Source organism: Saliphagus infecundisoli (assembly GCF_020177375.1).
In the GTDB taxonomy this organism is placed as follows: domain Archaea; phylum Halobacteriota; class Halobacteria; order Halobacteriales; family Natrialbaceae; genus Saliphagus; species Saliphagus infecundisoli.
This window is the reverse complement of record NZ_JAIWHV010000032.1, coordinates 1-16,575: the sequence shown is the minus strand read 5'-3', so window position 1 is coordinate 16,575 and position 16,575 is coordinate 1. Positions and strand designations below refer to the sequence as shown.

Annotated in this window: 15 protein-coding genes, 14 tRNA genes and 3 pseudogenes; 28 read left to right on the top strand and 4 right to left on the bottom strand. The window is 58.5% G+C overall.

The window, feature by feature from the left end; translation table 11 throughout:
- Positions 1-20: 20 nt before the first annotated feature.
- The 5 genes from LCF40_RS23600 to LCF40_RS20040 are packed head-to-tail and all read left to right on the top strand — an operon-like array spanning position 21 to position 4,509.
- Positions 21-587, top strand: coding sequence for a Zn-binding domain-containing protein (locus LCF40_RS23600; RefSeq protein ID WP_345777870.1), 567 nt, complete (start codon positions 21-23; stop codon positions 585-587).
- Positions 511-1,311, top strand: coding sequence for an SWIM zinc finger family protein (locus tag LCF40_RS20055; protein ID WP_224829929.1), 801 nt, complete (start codon positions 511-513; stop codon positions 1,309-1,311). Before LCF40_RS23600 ends, LCF40_RS20055 begins: the two co-directional genes overlap by 77 nt.
- Positions 1,304-2,086, top strand: coding sequence for a hypothetical protein (locus LCF40_RS20050; protein ID WP_345777871.1), 783 nt, complete (start codon positions 1,304-1,306; stop codon positions 2,084-2,086). The genes LCF40_RS20055 and LCF40_RS20050 overlap by 8 nt, the downstream gene beginning before the upstream one ends.
- Entirely contained in the window at positions 2,083-2,451 is a 369-nt protein-coding gene (locus LCF40_RS20045) for a calcium-binding protein (RefSeq protein ID WP_114579396.1), read from the top strand. Before LCF40_RS20050 ends, LCF40_RS20045 begins: the two co-directional genes overlap by 4 nt.
- 54 nt (positions 2,452-2,505) lie before the next feature.
- Positions 2,506-4,509, top strand: a complete 2,004-nt coding sequence (locus LCF40_RS20040) for an SWIM zinc finger family protein (protein ID WP_224829927.1) — start codon at positions 2,506-2,508, stop codon at positions 4,507-4,509.
- Positions 4,510-4,618: 109 nt separating this feature from the next.
- On the opposite strand, the gene LCF40_RS20035 is transcribed toward LCF40_RS20040, so the two are convergent.
- On the bottom strand, positions 4,619-6,016 hold the full coding sequence (locus LCF40_RS20035; RefSeq protein WP_224829926.1) for an ATP-binding protein: 1,398 nt from the start codon (positions 6,014-6,016) through the stop codon (positions 4,619-4,621).
- Between the two features lie 1,065 nt (positions 6,017-7,081).
- Between LCF40_RS20035 and LCF40_RS20030 the strand changes: the two genes are divergently transcribed.
- The 17 genes from LCF40_RS20030 to LCF40_RS19950 all read left to right on the top strand — a co-directional run bounded on the left by LCF40_RS20030 (position 7,082) and on the right by LCF40_RS19950 (position 11,635).
- Positions 7,082-7,157: transfer RNA gene (locus LCF40_RS20030), tRNA-Gln, on the top strand.
- 7 nt (positions 7,158-7,164) lie between these two features.
- A tRNA-Asp gene (locus LCF40_RS20025) sits at positions 7,165-7,238 on the top strand.
- Between the two features lie 251 nt (positions 7,239-7,489).
- A tRNA-Pro gene (locus LCF40_RS20020) sits at positions 7,490-7,562 on the top strand.
- Between the two features lie 4 nt (positions 7,563-7,566).
- Positions 7,567-7,653, top strand: a tRNA-Ser gene (locus LCF40_RS20015).
- Between the two features lie 2 nt (positions 7,654-7,655).
- A complete protein-coding gene (locus LCF40_RS20010; protein ID WP_157969412.1) occupies positions 7,656-7,796 on the top strand; it encodes a hypothetical protein in 141 nt (46 codons plus the stop codon).
- 226 nt (positions 7,797-8,022) lie between these two features.
- Positions 8,023-8,108, top strand: a tRNA-Ser gene (locus LCF40_RS20005).
- A 47-nt stretch (positions 8,109-8,155) separates the two neighbouring features.
- Positions 8,156-8,237, top strand: a tRNA-Leu gene (locus LCF40_RS20000).
- A 42-nt stretch (positions 8,238-8,279) separates the two neighbouring features.
- Positions 8,280-8,362 (top strand) — tRNA-Leu (locus LCF40_RS19995).
- A gap of 4 nt (positions 8,363-8,366) precedes the next feature.
- Positions 8,367-8,438, top strand: a tRNA-Tyr gene (locus LCF40_RS19990).
- Positions 8,439-8,442: 4 nt separating this feature from the next.
- Positions 8,443-8,569: transfer RNA gene (locus LCF40_RS19985), tRNA-Ile, on the top strand.
- Positions 8,570-8,603: 34 nt separating this feature from the next.
- A tRNA-Glu gene (locus LCF40_RS19980) sits at positions 8,604-8,676 on the top strand.
- Between the two features lie 104 nt (positions 8,677-8,780).
- Positions 8,781-8,851, top strand: a tRNA-Met gene (locus tag LCF40_RS19975).
- Positions 8,852-8,863: 12 nt separating this feature from the next.
- Positions 8,864-9,268, top strand: coding sequence for a hypothetical protein (locus LCF40_RS19970; RefSeq protein ID WP_224829925.1), 405 nt, complete (start codon positions 8,864-8,866; stop codon positions 9,266-9,268).
- A gap of 47 nt (positions 9,269-9,315) precedes the next feature.
- Positions 9,316-9,391 (top strand) — tRNA-Glu (locus LCF40_RS19965).
- Positions 9,392-9,814: 423 nt separating this feature from the next.
- A tRNA-Arg gene (locus LCF40_RS19960) sits at positions 9,815-9,890 on the top strand.
- A gap of 115 nt (positions 9,891-10,005) precedes the next feature.
- Positions 10,006-11,535 carry a TROVE domain-containing protein gene (locus LCF40_RS19955; RefSeq protein WP_224829924.1) on the top strand — a complete coding sequence of 510 codons (1,530 nt, stop codon included), beginning with the start codon at positions 10,006-10,008 and terminating at the stop codon, positions 11,533-11,535.
- A gap of 27 nt (positions 11,536-11,562) precedes the next feature.
- A tRNA-Gly gene (locus LCF40_RS19950) sits at positions 11,563-11,635 on the top strand.
- Positions 11,636-11,741: 106 nt separating this feature from the next.
- On the opposite strand, the pseudogene LCF40_RS19945 reads toward LCF40_RS19950, so the two are convergent.
- Positions 11,742-11,962, bottom strand: a pseudogene (locus LCF40_RS19945) (RNA-guided endonuclease InsQ/TnpB family protein); the annotation flags it as partial.
- Between LCF40_RS19945 and LCF40_RS19940 the strand changes: the two are divergent.
- Both LCF40_RS19940 and LCF40_RS19935 read left to right on the top strand, forming a co-directional pair.
- Positions 11,958-12,184, top strand: a pseudogene (locus LCF40_RS19940) (ISH3 family transposase); the annotation flags it as partial. The pseudogenes LCF40_RS19945 and LCF40_RS19940 overlap by 5 nt on opposite strands.
- Before the next feature lie 232 nt (positions 12,185-12,416).
- Positions 12,417-12,689 (top strand): hypothetical protein, encoded by a 273-nt coding sequence (locus LCF40_RS19935; protein ID WP_224829923.1) that lies wholly within the window; start codon positions 12,417-12,419, stop codon positions 12,687-12,689.
- A 69-nt stretch (positions 12,690-12,758) separates the two neighbouring features.
- On the opposite strand, the gene LCF40_RS19930 is transcribed toward LCF40_RS19935, so the two are convergent.
- Positions 12,759-13,043 (bottom strand): PadR family transcriptional regulator, encoded by a 285-nt coding sequence (locus tag LCF40_RS19930; RefSeq protein WP_224829922.1) that lies wholly within the window; start codon positions 13,041-13,043, stop codon positions 12,759-12,761.
- A gap of 351 nt (positions 13,044-13,394) precedes the next feature.
- Here LCF40_RS19930 and LCF40_RS19925 point away from each other — a divergent pair.
- Positions 13,395-13,609, top strand: a pseudogene (locus LCF40_RS19925) (hypothetical protein); the annotation flags it as partial.
- 2 nt (positions 13,610-13,611) lie between these two features.
- On the opposite strand, the gene LCF40_RS19920 reads toward LCF40_RS19925, so the two are convergent.
- A complete protein-coding gene (locus tag LCF40_RS19920) occupies positions 13,612-13,872 on the bottom strand; it encodes a MarR family transcriptional regulator (protein ID WP_224829921.1) in 261 nt (86 codons plus the stop codon).
- A gap of 178 nt (positions 13,873-14,050) precedes the next feature.
- Here LCF40_RS19920 and LCF40_RS19915 point away from each other — a divergent pair, with 178 nt between their 5' ends.
- From LCF40_RS19915 to LCF40_RS19905, 3 genes are all read left to right on the top strand, one after another.
- The gene (locus tag LCF40_RS19915; RefSeq protein WP_318247920.1) at positions 14,051-14,254 is read left to right on the top strand and encodes a HalOD1 output domain-containing protein; all 204 of its coding nucleotides are present in this window, start codon (positions 14,051-14,053) and stop codon (positions 14,252-14,254) included.
- Positions 14,255-14,465: 211 nt separating this feature from the next.
- The gene (locus tag LCF40_RS19910) at positions 14,466-15,296 is read left to right on the top strand and encodes a type IV toxin-antitoxin system AbiEi family antitoxin domain-containing protein (RefSeq protein ID WP_345777869.1); all 831 of its coding nucleotides are present in this window, start codon (positions 14,466-14,468) and stop codon (positions 15,294-15,296) included.
- A 5-nt stretch (positions 15,297-15,301) separates the two neighbouring features.
- Positions 15,302-16,105 (top strand): nucleotidyl transferase AbiEii/AbiGii toxin family protein, encoded by an 804-nt coding sequence (locus LCF40_RS19905; RefSeq protein WP_224829919.1) that lies wholly within the window; start codon positions 15,302-15,304, stop codon positions 16,103-16,105.
- Positions 16,106-16,575: the final 470 nt, after the last annotated feature.

Here is a 16,575-nt window from a genome sequence, read left to right as displayed (position 1 = left end):
GCCGGGTTGAGCGCCCGCCAATGCCCGAAACAACGCTGTCAACGCGGGCATTGTACGTGACACTCCCACCGGGACTCGAACGGTTGATGCAGACGATGTCCGGGTCGTTCGAGGGCAGACTCCACGCCGCCCAGCACGCTCTCGTCGCCACGTTTCCGCTTGTCATTCTCTGTGACCGGCGTGATGTCGGGAGCGTCTCGACGACGGACCATCCACAGGCAGAGACGAGTGCGCTGTTCATCTACGATAGCTACCGCGGTGGTGTCGGACTGGCCAGGAACGGATACGACCACATCGAGGGCCCTTTCAACACACGTGGGAACTGCTCGCCGATTTCGGGTGTTCGAACGGCTGTCCGGCCTGTATCCAGTCTCCCCACTGTGGCCGGGCAAACGAACCGCTCGACAAGCGCCTCGCGGCAACGCTCACGATGGCACTGGCCGATCCAAGCCGGCAGGCCGACGATGCGACACCGAAATCTCGTTAGGCCACCGTTGCGAACGACGGAGTATGAACGTCGACGAGAAGACGATCCGGGATCGGAGCACGGATGCAGTGTTCGAGCGCGGGCAAAACTACCGCGATGAAGGGAGGATTCAACGCCTCGATCGGTTCGATAATCTCGTTACCGCGGCTGTCCGCGGATCGAACCTCTACGACGTGACTGTCGAGTTCGGTGGCCGGAGCCTCGACACGCAGTGTACCTGCCCGTACGACGGTGGTGGCGACTGCAAGCACGTCGTCGCGGTGTTGTTGGACATCGCTGCGAACCCGCCACAGGACGAAAGTGAGGCCATCGAGACGGTTCTCGAAGACGTGTCTGCAGACGACCTGCGTGGATTCGTCCGTGACGCACTCGCTGGACACGCAGAGTTGCGCGAACAGTTTCTCGCACGCTTTGGTGACGACCACAAATCAGTCGAGGAATACCGAGAGGAGATCGCGCAACTGTTCGAGCAGCACGCTGACCCTGGCGTGTACGACGCTATCGACTTCTCCCGGTTTTTCGAGATTGCCAAGCAGTACCGTAACCGCGACCGGTATCTAGCGGCTGCGACCGTCTATCGGGCCGTGTTCGAGGAAGTCGACGAAAAATATAATTGGGTCGACGGGGCGTATGACCACTACGCACGGACCATCCAGACCGCGATCGAAGGCTACGCCGACTGTATCCTTGCAACCGACCCAACTCCCGAGGAGTTCGACACGTACGCGGGCGTGCTGGAAGCGCGGGCAACGTCGGAGCCGCCGATTAACAGCGATCAGTTCTGGCGCGAACTCGATAACTTGGAGGACCGATACAATAAGTGAATCGACAGAGCGATTTGTGATCGAGATTGGGAGTGGAACAGTGGCACACATCATCGATATGGATGCGGGTGCGTTGGAGGACGACGATCGCTTCTCGCTTAGCCCTAGCGCTCCCGGTGAGAAGATGTGTAGTAGAAGCAGCCGGCACCCGCGATACCGACGAGTCCCGCTTTCGGAATTCGTCACCCAGAACGAAATCGACAAAGAGGGGTTCGAGGGCGACGCACCGGGCGAAATCTGCTCGTATTGCTGGTCGAATACACGCGACGCACTGGCGGACGAACAGGAACGAGCTGACGACGACGTATCCGAGCGGATCGGAACCATCGGGTATCGGCTCCGCTGGAAGCAGAAAGGTCGTGCGCGAGACGAGTGGTACGATATCGTCGTGGGACCCGAGACGACGATGGCAGAACTGGACAGACTCGTGTGTCGGTTCACCACGCTCGACGATTTCCACCTCCGGATGTACGGCCTCGAAGACGAGTATCTGGATTCCAGCATCAACATGCTTCCCGACCACCAGTACGAGCAAGCAGGTGACCGATCGGACACGAAAGCCAGCGAGATGACGGTTGGAGAGGTCGCCGAGCGTGGCGCACTCTGGGAAGGCGACAGACTCAGTCTGGTTTACGACTTCGGCACGCCATCGCACTACTACTGTATCGTCAAGGAGGTGTACGAGCCTGACGAACTTGACGGGGTTCTCGACGATATCGACGTGATCGCATCGACCGAGACGGCCGCGATTGTCAGGGAGAAACGACCACAATGACCGGGGAAACAGACGAAGAGCGAAACAAACGCATTCGGAGAGAGATACTCACCGACGCCTACACCGCAGATGAGCAGGCGATCAGCTGGTGCTATTACCTCGAACGCGAGATGACCGTTCCATTTCAGGCGCGATGTATCGAGGAACGAACAATCTCACCGCTGCGAGAGGGCGAAGAAGCGCGTGTCGTCGGAATGACGGATGAGGTCGTCAGCAGCAGGGAGATGTTCGTCCTCGTGGAGTGGATGGACCGGGAATTCGGTGTGCCACTATCACAGCTTGAGGTGCTCGACGTGGATCAGAATACACGGGACGCAGTCGACGACTGGCACTACTGGAACGGCGACGGTGGGCGACTGGGCTGAATATGCGAGTAGCGCCACGTTTTCAGGGACCAGCACGGTAGTCGTCGACAACACATGGACTACCCGACCCGCGAAGAAATTCGGTCGCTCTGTACCGAACAGTCCTTCGAGCGGGGTGTGAACTACTACCACCAGGAGCGTGTTCAGGAACTCGACATCGACGGCGGGGAGGTCAGGGCCACCGTTCGTGGCTCGAACTACTACGAGGTGGCTGTCGACATTGCGGACGATACTGTTCGCACCCGCTGTAGTTGTCCGTACGACTACGCGGGTGACTGCAAACACATCGTTGCGGTTCTGCTGGCCGTCGAGGACCGCGATACCGACACGGACAGTGCGACTGACGCCAGTCCAGATAGCGCTCTGTCGGAGACGGTAGACATCGAAGCAGTGGTCGAGGACATGGCAGCCGACGAGCTTCGATCCTTCCTGCTGGAGATTATCGAGGACGACCGCGACATCCGCGACCGCCTCGTCGCGTTCGCGGGTGAAGACACGGGCAAAACCGTCTACGACTACAAACAGGAGATCGGCCAACTATTCGACAGTGCTGCCGGCCGCGGTGGGCTGATCGACTACGACACGCACATCGATTTCTCGCAGTATTACGACCTCGCCGAGACACACCGCGAGCGTGGTAACGTCGAGACGGCGACGGACATCTACCGGGCGATTACCGAAGCGATTCGTGAGAACCTGAACCGGATCGACGACAGCGGCGGGTATCACGGTCGGGAGATTGAACGAGCCATCGACTCGTATGTCGAGACAGTCGCGGAAAATCTCGACAGCCACGAACAGAAGCGACCGTACATCGAGTACCTCTGCGAAGGGTTCGTCGAGGCCGATCACGGCTTCGCCAGCGATTATTACGACGACGCACTGCGAACACTCTGTACGACGACCGACGACCTTGAATACTGGCTGGACGCACTGGACGAGCGTGTCTCTAACATCAGTCTCGATGCAGTAGCTGGGGGCGAACTGACATCCGCTGGGGCTGGCGGCCGACAAGACGCATCCGCCAGCGATGACCCTGTCGAAGTATCGGCAGACGAACAATCGATGGAAGAACCCACGGAACACCACCGTGAGCGAACGGACGACGTTCTCTATACTTCTGATTTCACCGACGGCCCGCTCACCCCCGACGACTTCACTGGTGGGACGCTCGACATCCAACACCTAGCGGTCGGGACCCTAAAACTGGAGTACTTCGTCGGCGATGCCTTCGAGAGACTGCGTATCGACGACCCGACAACTGACGAGACACACACCGCAGATGTCGACCCGACCGAGTCGACTGCTGGAGAGACAGAAATATCCTCATCGCTTCGCGTACGGAGTCTCATCTCGACGTACATCTATATCCTCAGGGAACTCGGCGAGGAAGCGGCGCTGCCGTCACTGTACGAGGAGGTCTATCTCGAAAGCACCCGCTTCTGTAAACAGTACGCCGAGCGGTTGATCGAGGAGGGGAACGAAGACCGTGCAATCGAGGTTCTCGAAGATGGAATCGAGACATTCCGGTCGACGACTGACCTTCGCTGGCTCGCTGCCGACCTCTACCGCGAGCGTGACACAGAGGCGTACCGTCGCACGCTGAAACAGTTGTTTCTCGATCATACCGAGTGGGCAGCCTACGACGATATGAAAGACATCTGTGATGACCAAGAGTGGCAGTCACTCTACGAGGAATTCGAGCGACAGTTCGCGGACAACCGGCAGAAACTCATCGCCATGTACGTCCACGAAGCCGACCTCGAAAACGGGTTTGCGGAACTGAAAGACAGCGAAAATCTCTCGTTAGTTCGCCAGTATCGGGATCCAGTCGCAACTTTCGCTCCGGCCGAGTACTTCGAGTTCTACCGCGAACTGGTCGTCCCGTTCGCCGCTGGTGAGACGGGGCGGCGTCACTACCGAACGGTCGCTGACCACCTCGAAGAGATGCAGCAACTCGTCCCCGAAGAGCGATTCGATGAGTTTCTCGACTTCCTGAAAGACAAGCACTCGAACCGCCCGGCGTTTCTCGACGAACTGGAAAAGGCCGGGTTTTGAGCGATTCGTACTGTACGCCGAACGTTTACCCGTGATACCAGACCCAGGCCTGATCGATGACCGAGTGGCGAGATGGGCCCGATTCCGACGACTTGCGGACACCTCGTAGTCACGCACTGTCACCTGGCACGATATCGGTCGGAGTGAACAGTGACACGTCGTCACGTTCCGCAGCCACCTGTTGGAGACCATCGGAAAACCCGGAGCGACAGAAACAGCAGTACTGCTCGGTCCGGTCACTTTCGTTGGGTGGCGTCCACTGGACCGCGGATGCCGCCCGTTCGAGGTCGGCCAGGTCGCCCTCGGTCATCTTCCTGCTGGTGTACTTGCACTCGCCTGCGACGAGTGTACCGTCGCTCCCGAGACCGACAACATCGAGTTCGTGTTGCTTGTGCCACCAGTAACCGACCCCCTGGTACGTCTTCGGAATTAACGAGGGTAGTACGTTCTGACAGACTTGCTCGAACATCGTTCCCATATAATCGGTGAAGGTCGGTTCGACCAGCTGATCGTAGGCGTCGTCGCTAAGCTGGACGAGTTGGCCCTGTTGGCCATAGACATACCGGAACCAGAACCGGAAGAGTGGTTCCTTCAGCCGGTAGCGGCTCTTTCGTGTCGAGTTGGGATCTGCTGTCACCGGAATGTCGCGTTCGACAAGGCGGAGCCGCCGGAGCTTCGAGAGATACGAACCCAGTGCATTTGAGTCAACACCGGCGAAGCCAGCAATCTCGTTGGCAGCCCGCTTGCCGGTCGCAATCGCCCGAAGAATCGTGTAGTAGGTCTGTGGCTCTCGAATCCCGAACTCCGTCCGCAACAGGAATTCAGGTTCGTTGTGGAGGACACCATGTTCCGAGAGGATCTGCGACTGGATGTTTGCGGCCAATGAACGAGACGAGTCGAGTGCCTGGAGATAGTACGGCGTGCCACCAAACACACTCCAGGCCTGAATAACGTCGTCCGGGTCGTCACTGGGATAGAACCGTTGTGCGTCTGCAAGCTCGAGCGGTGGCAGGTCGACCGTCGCCGTCCGGCGACCGTACAGCGGACTGCCGCCGCTGAGGACCTTGTCCTCCATGATACTAATCGATGACCCGACGAGTACCAGCGTCGCGGCCGTCTCTTCGAGATGTGTGTCCCAGACCCGCTGCACCTTCGAGGGGAGCGCCTCGTCGGACTCGATGAGATATGGAAACTCGTCGAGAACGACGATCGCGTCTTCTCGCCCCAGCGCTCGAAAGATCGCTTCCCAGTCGCGCTGGATGTCCTCCAGAATGGGAACCGTTTCACTGGCGGTGTCGACAAAGTTCGTGAGTTGTGCCTCGGGCGTCTCCTCAGTCGCCTGCCAGTAGATCGCGTTCTCTCGCTCTCGGACTGCCTCACGCACGAGCGCACTCTTGCCGAGCCGTCGTCGACCGTAGACAACGATCAACTCGGCTGACTCACTCTCGAACCTCGCGTCCAACAATTCCAGTTCGTTCTCACGGTCGACAAAACGCGGGTGAGTCATACATTCGATTCGTTCGCAACAGTTATTATGCTTCTGGTTATCTAAATCACGATTTTACTAACTACGATATTATTATTTCCCAGCGGGCAACCTGAACGGTCACTGGTGTTTGGCTCACCTGAACGTGATTGGTACAAGACACACCGGCTGATGTCTTATCAGTCGATCACATCAGTGACCGCCCGACTTCATCCGGTACGTGCTGAACCGGCCTGATCCGTGCCTGGACAGTCTCGAAGAATCGATGAAGCCGATGAATAACTCTGGACAGTCGCTGTCGGCGGCGGATCACCGCCGACGCGACAGTGTTTCCACTCACGAGGGGTGCCCTCTCGCGAGGACACTTTACCGGACGCTCTTGTGTAGACTGGCGGAATGGCATGTTAACGATGAACAATCCACAGGAGAGATGGTCTGTATGACGGGAATCCAAGCGAATTAGGAGCCAATCAGTCTCTCGTTTCTCTGGTTCCGCTGTACTACGGAAGAGCGACTATAGTTGCAGTCCGACACGGCGCCGCTCAAAAACCTGAGTGTGATATTCGACTGTCCACTACTATGGGTGAGTTACTCACACCCAGACTGGTTTTAATACAATTGCCACGATAGTCCAGGTTGACGTCCGATATACCCCTCAAACTGGGAGAGTTCAACACGATGATCATCACTCGCCTCATCCCGCGGCGTGCTCGTTCTCGCTTAGCCGCGGGTCCCGTGTTCGGCGAGTGCCTACAAGATCAGCGTCCGAAGAGCCCGGGCGCAAACCGCCGGATCCACGTCGGCTTCGAATACGAAAGTTCGACGCAATCCGGCAACGGCCGGACACTCTCACCCGCATAACTCGGCCCCCATACGGACTACCCGTCAGGGGTCGGGAAACACGGGATTGCCGCCTGCCTGTGCCCAGTACTCGCTCAGTACACAGCCTGATGCGCGTGTGGGGTGCCAGGTTCGCGGCTGATTGGTTTCCGTTCGTTCCGAAACAGGGGCGAACGGACTCCGTCCGCGCTGAGCGCACCGAAGTCGTTAGCCAACAGCCCCGCAGCGATAGCTGCGCCTACGTAGAGCCCCGGAGTCTCCGCTGGCGAGGGACGCCGGACTTTGAATCCGGAGGTCGCCGGTTCGATTCCGGCCGGGGCGACTACGGTGCCGACGTGGTGTAACCCGACGAGCATACGGCCCTGTCGCGGTCGTGATCCGGGTTCGAATCCCGGCGTCGGCGTGGATGCGTGGCGTGGCCACGTGGGGATACCCATCGAGGTAGGCAGCCCGTTGGTGCGATCAACTGGATCGTTCCTACGGTGCTGGGCCCAGCAGGGTCTGCAACCTACATGAGCCGGTGTGGTATTCCCGGGAGCACCCGAAGTACGCCCCCGCGATGAGACGCGCAACCACGACTACTCGGTCGCGGTTGCACAGTTGGAAACAGTCGTACAGATAGCGAATCAGCTGCCGAACGCTCGGCAGTCCAGTGAGCCGATGGTCCAGCGGACGACGATCTGTGCCTTGGGCGCACAGGACCGAGGTTCGAATCCTCGTCGGCTCACTGTGCCGCGACTGGGTATTGGGGAACCCAGCGGCCTGCTATGCCGTGGCCGTCTGCTATCGGTCTCCCGGTTCGAATCCGGGTCGCGGCGTCATGACAACGAATGTCTGCCCCGCCTGCGAGGAGGAAGCGTTCCGTCACGTCCCGCTCGGTGAAACAACGTCTATCGACACAATTGGAAGCGTGGAAATCTGCGTCACCGAGGACGGCGCATACTTCCACGGAACGAGGTGACCGCCATCCATCCCTGCCGTGACTGGGTGCTGATGAGCACATTCGCCTCGGTAGTAAGGGTCAGAAGCGGAGTAATGCGCGTCTTCCGGTGTCCCGGTGAGAAACGCGAGGCGGGCTTGTCGGAGCAAGTTCCGACGGAGATGGTGAGACATCGGGATAGGCGACCGCGCTCGGTTTGAAACCGAGAGCCGCGAGGCTTCGGAGGTCGACTCTCCGTCTCACCGTTGGCGGGGTTTCCTTAGCTTGGTCAAGGGACTGCGTTGGAACCGCAGCGTCCGCAAGGATACGAGTGTTCAAATCGCTCTCCCGCCGCTGCGTGCCGAAGTGATTCGCAGAGTCGCTGGCGATTCTCGAATTGCGCTGCCATGCCAGAGAGGTCGAACGGACACGATCGAGACCCGTGTGGTTAGTCCTTCCCAGGTTCGAATCCTGGTGGCGGCATCCGGCCATCGTGCCGGTAGATAATTCCCGCTTCAACGTTACGTCGCCGTACTCAAGTGGCCAACAGGAAGCGGTTCAGAACCGCTGGCGTAGGTCCTGCCGAGGTTCGAATCCTCGCGGCGACATTTTCTCCCTGTGGTCTAGCGGCTACGATGCCTCCCTGTAGAGGAGGAGACGCACGTTCGAGTCGTGCCGGGGAGACTGCGGGACGGTGGAAGAGCCTGGCATTCACACACTCTCGCCGAATTTTCACCGGAGACCCGGTGCGACGGTGAGAGTTCCTTCATCTCACTTATAACGAGAACACGCAGGTTCGAATCCTGCCCGTCCCACTGGCCGATGATCCTTTCCAGACGAGGCCAACCCGCTCCAGTGGAGTAGCGGCCAAACTCACGGCCCTCTCAGGGCCGAACCCCCGGTTCGAATCCGGGCTGGAGCATTCTCCAACAGTCCGAGACCTCTCACTTCCAGACGACTAGACTGAGGGACGGACAGCTGTGGAGAAATGAGAGATGCCCCTGAGTGAGTTCCGGATTGTGGTGCTGCGGGATAGGATAATGGCAGTCCACGGGGCTCATATCCCCGAGATCCAGGTTCGACTCCTGGTCCCGCAATGAAGGACAACAATGGGACTATTCGATACAGTCGAACTCTACGACGACGTCCACCTACCGGAGTACCCCGAAGGGATTACTCCTGCCGAGGACGTCGACTGGCAGACGAAAGGCATCGGTCGACCCACCATGACCACATTTCGGATTACGGCGGATGGTCATCTCTTCGAAGAGGAGTGGCACACCGAAGCGGTCCCGCCGGAAGACCGACCATACGCGAGCCGTGACGACGTCGACGAGGAAGATCTCCTCTATATGGCCGGCTGTCGGAACCGAGTCCACGACGGCTGGATCGAACGAGACGACTACCACGGCCGCTTCGAGCTCACACACTCCTTCGAGAATCTCGATACACTCGTCACGTATCGAGTGACGTTTACGCACGGGCAACTCGAGGGTTTCGAACGCCGGCGATAATCCGTGCGTGTCCGCCGTAACTCGGTGCTTGATTTCTTCCCTACAGCGCTCCCGGAGTCTCCGTTGGCGAGAGACGCCACCCTTTCAAGGTGGAGGCCAGGGGTTCGATTCCCCTCGGGAGCACTCGGGGGGCTGGCCCTGACAACGTTTTCCGTGTCTGACATAGCGGGCAGCCACGGATCCGTGACGCTGTCACGGTCGGCTTTCCCCAAGCGTGTGGTCGTCGAGGTGGTGCGTTTCTTCGCCCGCAAAGCACACCAACGGGAGTCATAGCCCGTCGCACCACCGGTTGCCCGACTGCACGTGGCGACCGTCGAGTCGGAGCATTGCTTCGCCAGGAACTCGCAGGTTCAAATCCTGTCGGTGGCGTAGTCCATCGAGAACATCCCGGACAAAGAGAGTACGAGGGTACTCTCGACACCGGTCGCGCTCCGACGGTTTTCCGGTTGCCGTGTCACCAGTGGCCGTCGATCTGGAGCGATACGTCGATGGCACTCTACGGGTTCGAATCCCGTCTTTCGCTCCAGAAATTGTCCGGCCACTCGTGTTCCCGTAGCTCAGCCAGGACAGAGCACCGGCCTTCGAAGCCGGGATGTCGCACGTTCGAATCGTGCCGGGAACGTCCAGCCGAGCGATGCGAGGCTGGTTCGGGAAGTTTCTCTCCCGATACTCGCTGGTCACAGAGCGTGTGAGCAGCACCGGTATTGGAGTCGCCTGTTGCGACTCCGGGTGATAGTATGGAATTCAACACGCCAAAGCAAACGGTCGCGGAGGCAACGCGGACCACCAACTACGAAGGTGGGGAAGCGTTCGAGCCTGCCGACCCCCGACTCGCACTGTACAAGCGCACGATCAACCAACTGCTGGAGGGCTCGTTCTACGAGACCGATGACGAACAGCTCGCTGCTGTCGTTCGCCAGTTCGATGCCGCCGCAAACGACAACCCGGAGTTCGTCCTGAAGCTCGCGGCCTATGCGCGCCAGGAGCTCTACTTACGGGACATCCCACAAGTGCTGCTCGTACTGGCAGCCAACGACGACCGATTCAAGGACGACTCCCCCGAGTCGCTCATCCGCGAATGGGCGCCGGCGATCATCCAGCGGATGGACGAGACGGCCACCGCGCTCGCGGTCCACGATCAGCTGTTCGGCGGGACTGCGCCGTGGCCGCTTCGACGCGGGATCGAGGACGCGCTGGTGGAGATGGCCGACGCCTACACGCTGGGCAAGTACGAGCTGTCGCGGCGTGAGGTGACGCTGCACGACGTCTTCAACCGCGTCCACCCCACGCCCGTCGACGCCGAGCAGGAAGCGCTCTTCGAGCGGTTCATGCGCGGCGGCCTCGACGACTATCCCGACGTCGACCCCTTGCCGGCGCCGAACACGTGGGAGACGGTCATCTCCGACCGCGGCAACACCCAAGCCGCCTGGGAACTGCTCATCGAGGACGACGAGTACACGCTGCCCATCTTCGCGTCGATTCGGAACCTCCGGAACATGCTCGAAGCCGGCGTTCCGGAGGACACCGTCGTGAATCACCTCGACCTAGAGGCAGTCCGACACGCGCCGCTGTATCCGTTCCGGTACTACCAGGCCTACACCGCGCTGCAAGACGCAGATGTCCAGGCACCGACGGTCGAGCCTTGGCTCGAAGACGCAATAGATGTCGCGGTCGAGACGGTGCCTGGCGGATTCGGCGATACCTTTGTCGCGGTCGACCTGTCGGGATCGATGGATCATCCGCTGTCCACGAACAGCACGCTCCGACTGAAGGAGATCGGTGCGTTGTTCGGTGCGATCCTGGCCAACCAGGGTGCCGACGTCGGCGGGTTCGGCGACGACTTCCAGACAGTTCCGATGCACGTCGACACGCCAGTACTGCAGCGCCAATCGGCGGTGTTGGCGATCGACGAGGACGTCGGGAACTCGACGAACGGCTGGAAGGCGATCAAGCACCTCCACGACCGAGGGGATGCTGTTGAACGTATCGTCGTCTTCACCGATATGCAGATCTGGGACAACACGCCGTTCACAGCCCGCGATTCCCAGACGGTCAAAGACGCGTTCGATACGTATCGGGACAAGGTGTCTGCGGACACCGCGCTGTATCTCGTCGATCTCGCGGCCTACGGCGACCTGGTGACGCCAGAAGGCTACAAGAACGTCTACAACATCTCGGGGTGGTCGGAGAACGTCCTCTCGTTCATCGAACACGCCGAGAATCCGAAGCAGATCATCGATGAGATCGAGGCGTTCAAGCCGACCTAGCCCCGTCCGTATCTTTTCTTTGAGGATGCGCGAGTAGTGGAGTTTGGCAATACGCGGTCGTGCCACGACCGAGACGGGCGTTCGAATCGTCCCTCGCGCACTCGGAGTGCAGTTGCCGAACATCTGGCCCGTGAGACGTGCCTCAACGGAGCGGTTGACATCCTCCACGCCGTAAACGACGTGGAATCCCGACCGCCGTTGGGATATTACGGTTTACAGTCCACGACCTGTTCTTGCGGGGCGAAACTGCCCTCGCTACAATCGAACAGATGGACTGACGGCTGTGCCAACCAGCCGTTACTCCTATCCTCCGTCTCCGCAGGACTTGGAGTTACTTTTTGCCGAATGTTCTCTGCTCCGTTCACGTCGCGTTAGCGACCAGCCCATACGACTCGCAGAGGTATAGGCCACACTCACTTCGCCTTCCAGTCATCCGCGGCGGGAAACAGATGGCTGAGAAACTCGATACGACGATCTCCTACTGGACGGAGTACGTGATGTACGAGGGGGAACTACGCTTCCCGCTCGCGGTCTGTGTCTCCTACCAACAGGGCAACCGAGGCAAACACGGCTTGCTCGTGCGGTCGTACGTGCGTGCGATTTGGCCGATCGCACGCCGAAGGAAGTCGAAGCCCTCTACCAGAAACGCGTGACGTCTCAAGAAAGGTCTGTGGTCAGCGAGAGCCGTCTCGGTCGTGGGAGTGGTGATATACGGCGCTACCTCCAACAGATGGGTACTTCAATTCGCGTGATCGGACCACTCTGATATCGGATATTTCTCAGACGTGTACTCATCAAAGGCCCCGCCAAGGAGGCCATCAAGCCGTTGATCCTGGGCATCAGTACTAAGAGACTGACCGGTCTATGACGAGATGCAGAATATGTATGAGGACGACCGCCCTCCATTGCCTGACTGGATTCTTGACGTCTATGAGACGGTTCTAGAGCACGTGACAGACCAGCGCGAATCTACCCCAAACGGACAGCCATCCGCCCCGACACTGTCACGTGACCAGCTCACGGAGGTAGTCCTCACGACTGATCTCGAACTCGAACCACAGGACGTTGATCACGCCGTTGACCGCCTTCATGATCGTGGGTACCTCTACGAAGTGGATGAGGGACTTCGCGTGACAGACGTTTCATACGAGTGATGAGCGATTGACGTATCGGTGTGACTGATGTCGATCCGGATCACTGGGAGAAGGCTCCGCTAGACACGGTTATTCAAACAGTTCGTCGACGTACTGTGACTCCCACTCTCGACGATCCTCGATCTCTCGTCGCCCACGACGCGTCACCGAGTAGAGATTCGTTCGTCGATCCTTCTCCCCTTTCTCGACAAGTCCCTTGTCGACGATGGTGTCGAGGTTCGGATACAGACGCCCGTGGTGGATCTCGACTTCGTAGTACTTCTCGAGTTCGTCTTTGATCGCGAGCCCGTGGGGCTCATCCAATCCTGCAGCAACGTACAGGAGATCGCGTTGGAAGCCGGTCAGATCGTACATATGAAACCCTACTAACTAGATTGGTTTAACTGTTTGGAATTATACCCATTTCCGCTGAAAGGCGTCTACGTACACGGCTTTCCCCTGTGAGAAAAGTATAGATTTTCATAGAACGTCTGGAGCTGTAAGCGGAACTGAATTGCCCGGAATCACCACTGCTCACGGAGAGTATGGGGAGGGGCAGGAAGGGGAGTCCCGCCCCGAGTACGTACAGGCCACAGTCCAGTCATCCATGATTGGCTCGCCGCGTGGACTGTGCACGTGAGTGTCTTGCATCACCGAATATAATCGTTCCGATGGCTTGCCTTGTGCAACATTTGGCCTCTCACAGAAAGCCGCCGTTGCACAAGGCTAACCGACGAGTTCGGCGGGACAAACTTCCCACTCATTCACGCCATGCACCAAGGGCCCCGAATCGTCCCGACACCCCGGCTCATCTGCAACTACGCACGGAACGCCCACATGACTCACGACGAGGCGAGAACGCTACTGAGCGCGATCAGTCCTCATCGGAACTGGGACAAAGCTCATACGTCGCCCAGCTGGTGGCACTCCTGAAGAAATAGGTTCACTCAGCCTTGAGGTCGCGAACGTCGAGTTCACCACCGAGATACTGGTTCCCCTCGCGAGTAATATCGTAGACTCCGTTGCCAAGGTGAACGAGGAGCCCATACGTGACGAGTATCTTGCAGCGTGCGTTGATGTGTTGCCGAGAGAATCGGACTCGATCGCTCTCAGCCATTTCCTTGGGGGTATCAGGCCCAGCGTCAGTAAGATGCTCCAGAATCCGATCATCAGCACGCGACATCCAGTCATCGTCAAAGCGCATGCCCAACTCTGCTTGCGCCGACCCTATCCGAAGCGCGCTAAGGAAACCATAGGATCTTCAAGCAACTGTGGTTGACCCAACAACCTTAACACGCAGCCTATCCTAATCTTTGGGAGTTCACATGGACAGCTCACCATCACGAAGGGGCGGACCATCACCTCCGCTCGTCGTTTAAATCGTGGATCGACTGGAAACATGTGGTCTTGATAAGGACGACTACCAGTTGTACGACGCTGTTGATGTCGAGGCACTCGAGCAATTATTGACCTCTGCGAACGAGGATATTGAGGTTCAATTGACCGTCAAAGGTGTTCGACTTGCTCTCACACCAGATGGCGTTAACAGGGTATTCGCCGACTCAACCGATTCAGCAGACCAGTAGCCAACGCCATGCCAGACAACGTTGTTGAGCAGGAGGGATCCCATCTCATACCTATGCTTCACGGTTGTCGTTCCCGACGAAGGTAGCTGAATCTAGATTACCCAACGGAGCGGGCTTCCGCTTCCATCTCATTAGATGACTCAGCCAGCATCCGCTCTCCAGCACAAGGCTAAAGCGAGTGCGTTCCATAGTTTATGTGTAGAACGCAGTTATGAACCCCATAGAAGACGCGCAAAATAAACGGGGTGGACTTTCGACGCGAGAGAGTCGTCTGCTGTCGAGATTGGCTTCAGAGGGTCATCAAATCATCTCGATTGACGACATCGAAACGGCACTCGAGGTCGCTCCGAATACTGCCCGGGAGATCGCCTCTCGACTGGCCGAGAAAAGCTGGCTTGACCGACTTCTTCCAGGGACGTATCTTATCATCCCGCTTGCCGCTGGCGAGGACGCCATCTATACGACCCACGAGTACCTCATCGCAGCACACGTCGCCGAGCCGATGTATATCGGCTACTACAGCGCGCTCAGCCACCACGGGCTAACCGAACAAGTGCCCCGGACGGTGTACGTCGTGACGCCGACGCGCGCGCAGAGCCGCGAGATTCACGGCGTTCCGTACCGCGTAACGACGGTCACCGAAAGGAAGTTCTTCGGCTCCGAATCAACCTCCATTGAGGGGACGACCGTCCACGTCAGTGACCTCGAAAAGACGCTCGTCGACTGTGCCGACCACCCGGAGTTCTGTGGCGGCCTCCAAGAGCTCGCGATCGCGATGCGAACCGCCGACGAGCAGGGTTGTTCTTGGAGGACCATCGGCAAGTACCTCGAGCGCCTCGATAACGGCGCCGCGACTAAGCGAATCGTCTACCTCGCCGACCAGCTCGGAATCAATCTCCCCACCCGCGAGGAACTCGTCGCGTCGTTCACGAGTGGCTATTCCCCAGTGGACCCGACGCGGCCCGACACCGGATCGACCGACAGTACGTATCGCCTCCGGATCAACGTCGAGCCAGCGACGCTGGAGCCGGCGGAGTCCTGATTGCGATGATCAGTCAAGATCGGCTTCGGATCCTCGCCCGGGAACTTGGCGTCCGCCAAGGGTACGCCGAGAAAAACTATGTCAACTCGTGGCTCCTCTGGGGGATCTTCACGAGCGACTATGGTGACAATCTGCTGTTCAAGGGCGGCACGGCGCTGAGCAAACTGTACTTTCCGCAGTCGTGGCGCTTCTCCGAGGACCTCGACTTCGGTGTCACAGGCCAGTATCAGGGGTCAAAGAGAGAGTTGAGAGCGCTGCTCGATACGGTCGCCGATCGCTCTGGGATCGAGTTCTCGATTCGAGAGCACCACGAATCCCAACAGGAGCACTACCCGACCCACTACGTCGACATCAGTATCCAGTACCGTGCCGTATTCGGCCACCCCAATACGACCAGCATCGACGTAATGGTCGACGAGCATGTCGCCTTCGACCCGGTTCAGCATACCCACGCGTACGAGGACATCCCCGAATTCAACCTCCACGCGTACAGCGTCGAGGAGATTTTCGCCGAAAAGCTCCGTGCGATCTACCAGCGCGGGGCTGCCCGTGACTACTATGACCTCTACCAACTACTCGAAACCGGTTCGGTCACGATTGACTTTGCCGACGTGGCGCCCGCATTCGAAGCGAAGTGCGAACACGACGGGCTCACCGTCGATCTGGCGACCGGGCTTCCGGAGGACCAGCAGGACGTAATTCGCCAGCAGTGGGACACAACGCTCCCAGATCTTACAGGAAATCCGCCAGCGTTCGAGACCGTCTGGGAACGATTGGATGCGGCAATTTCTCAACAGGGGTCGCCCTAGTCAACGACGGTTATCAGTATTGCAAATCAACGTAGTTAGATTTGGAACTGAGGTCTTAACCAACGTTTCCCAGAAAGAGAATAATGTTGGTTAATAGAGCACAACCTGCTCGCAGCCGAAAAGACGCTCCAGCAGATCTACGAGACCATCCCCGACAAGCCCGAGAAGATGGTCAAATACGAGAACGCCCCCGTCCAACGACGCGTGATCGGTCAAGCTCGGTGACGTCGAAATACAAAAGTCCAGTCAATCCGGACGAATAGGAGAATTTCGGTAACGAAACGTTGTTTTTCTATCAATTTGACACCCCGTCTTCGAAGTGAAAATCATTGGTCGCGTCGCACACTACTTCCGAGGGTTATTCTCGATGGGAAAGCTGATCCCGCCGATTAGGCGGGATCTGCGCTCGTTCAACCGAACCAAATAGAGCCGGACTGTCACATTCGATTTCGATGAGTCAACCGGTTCGA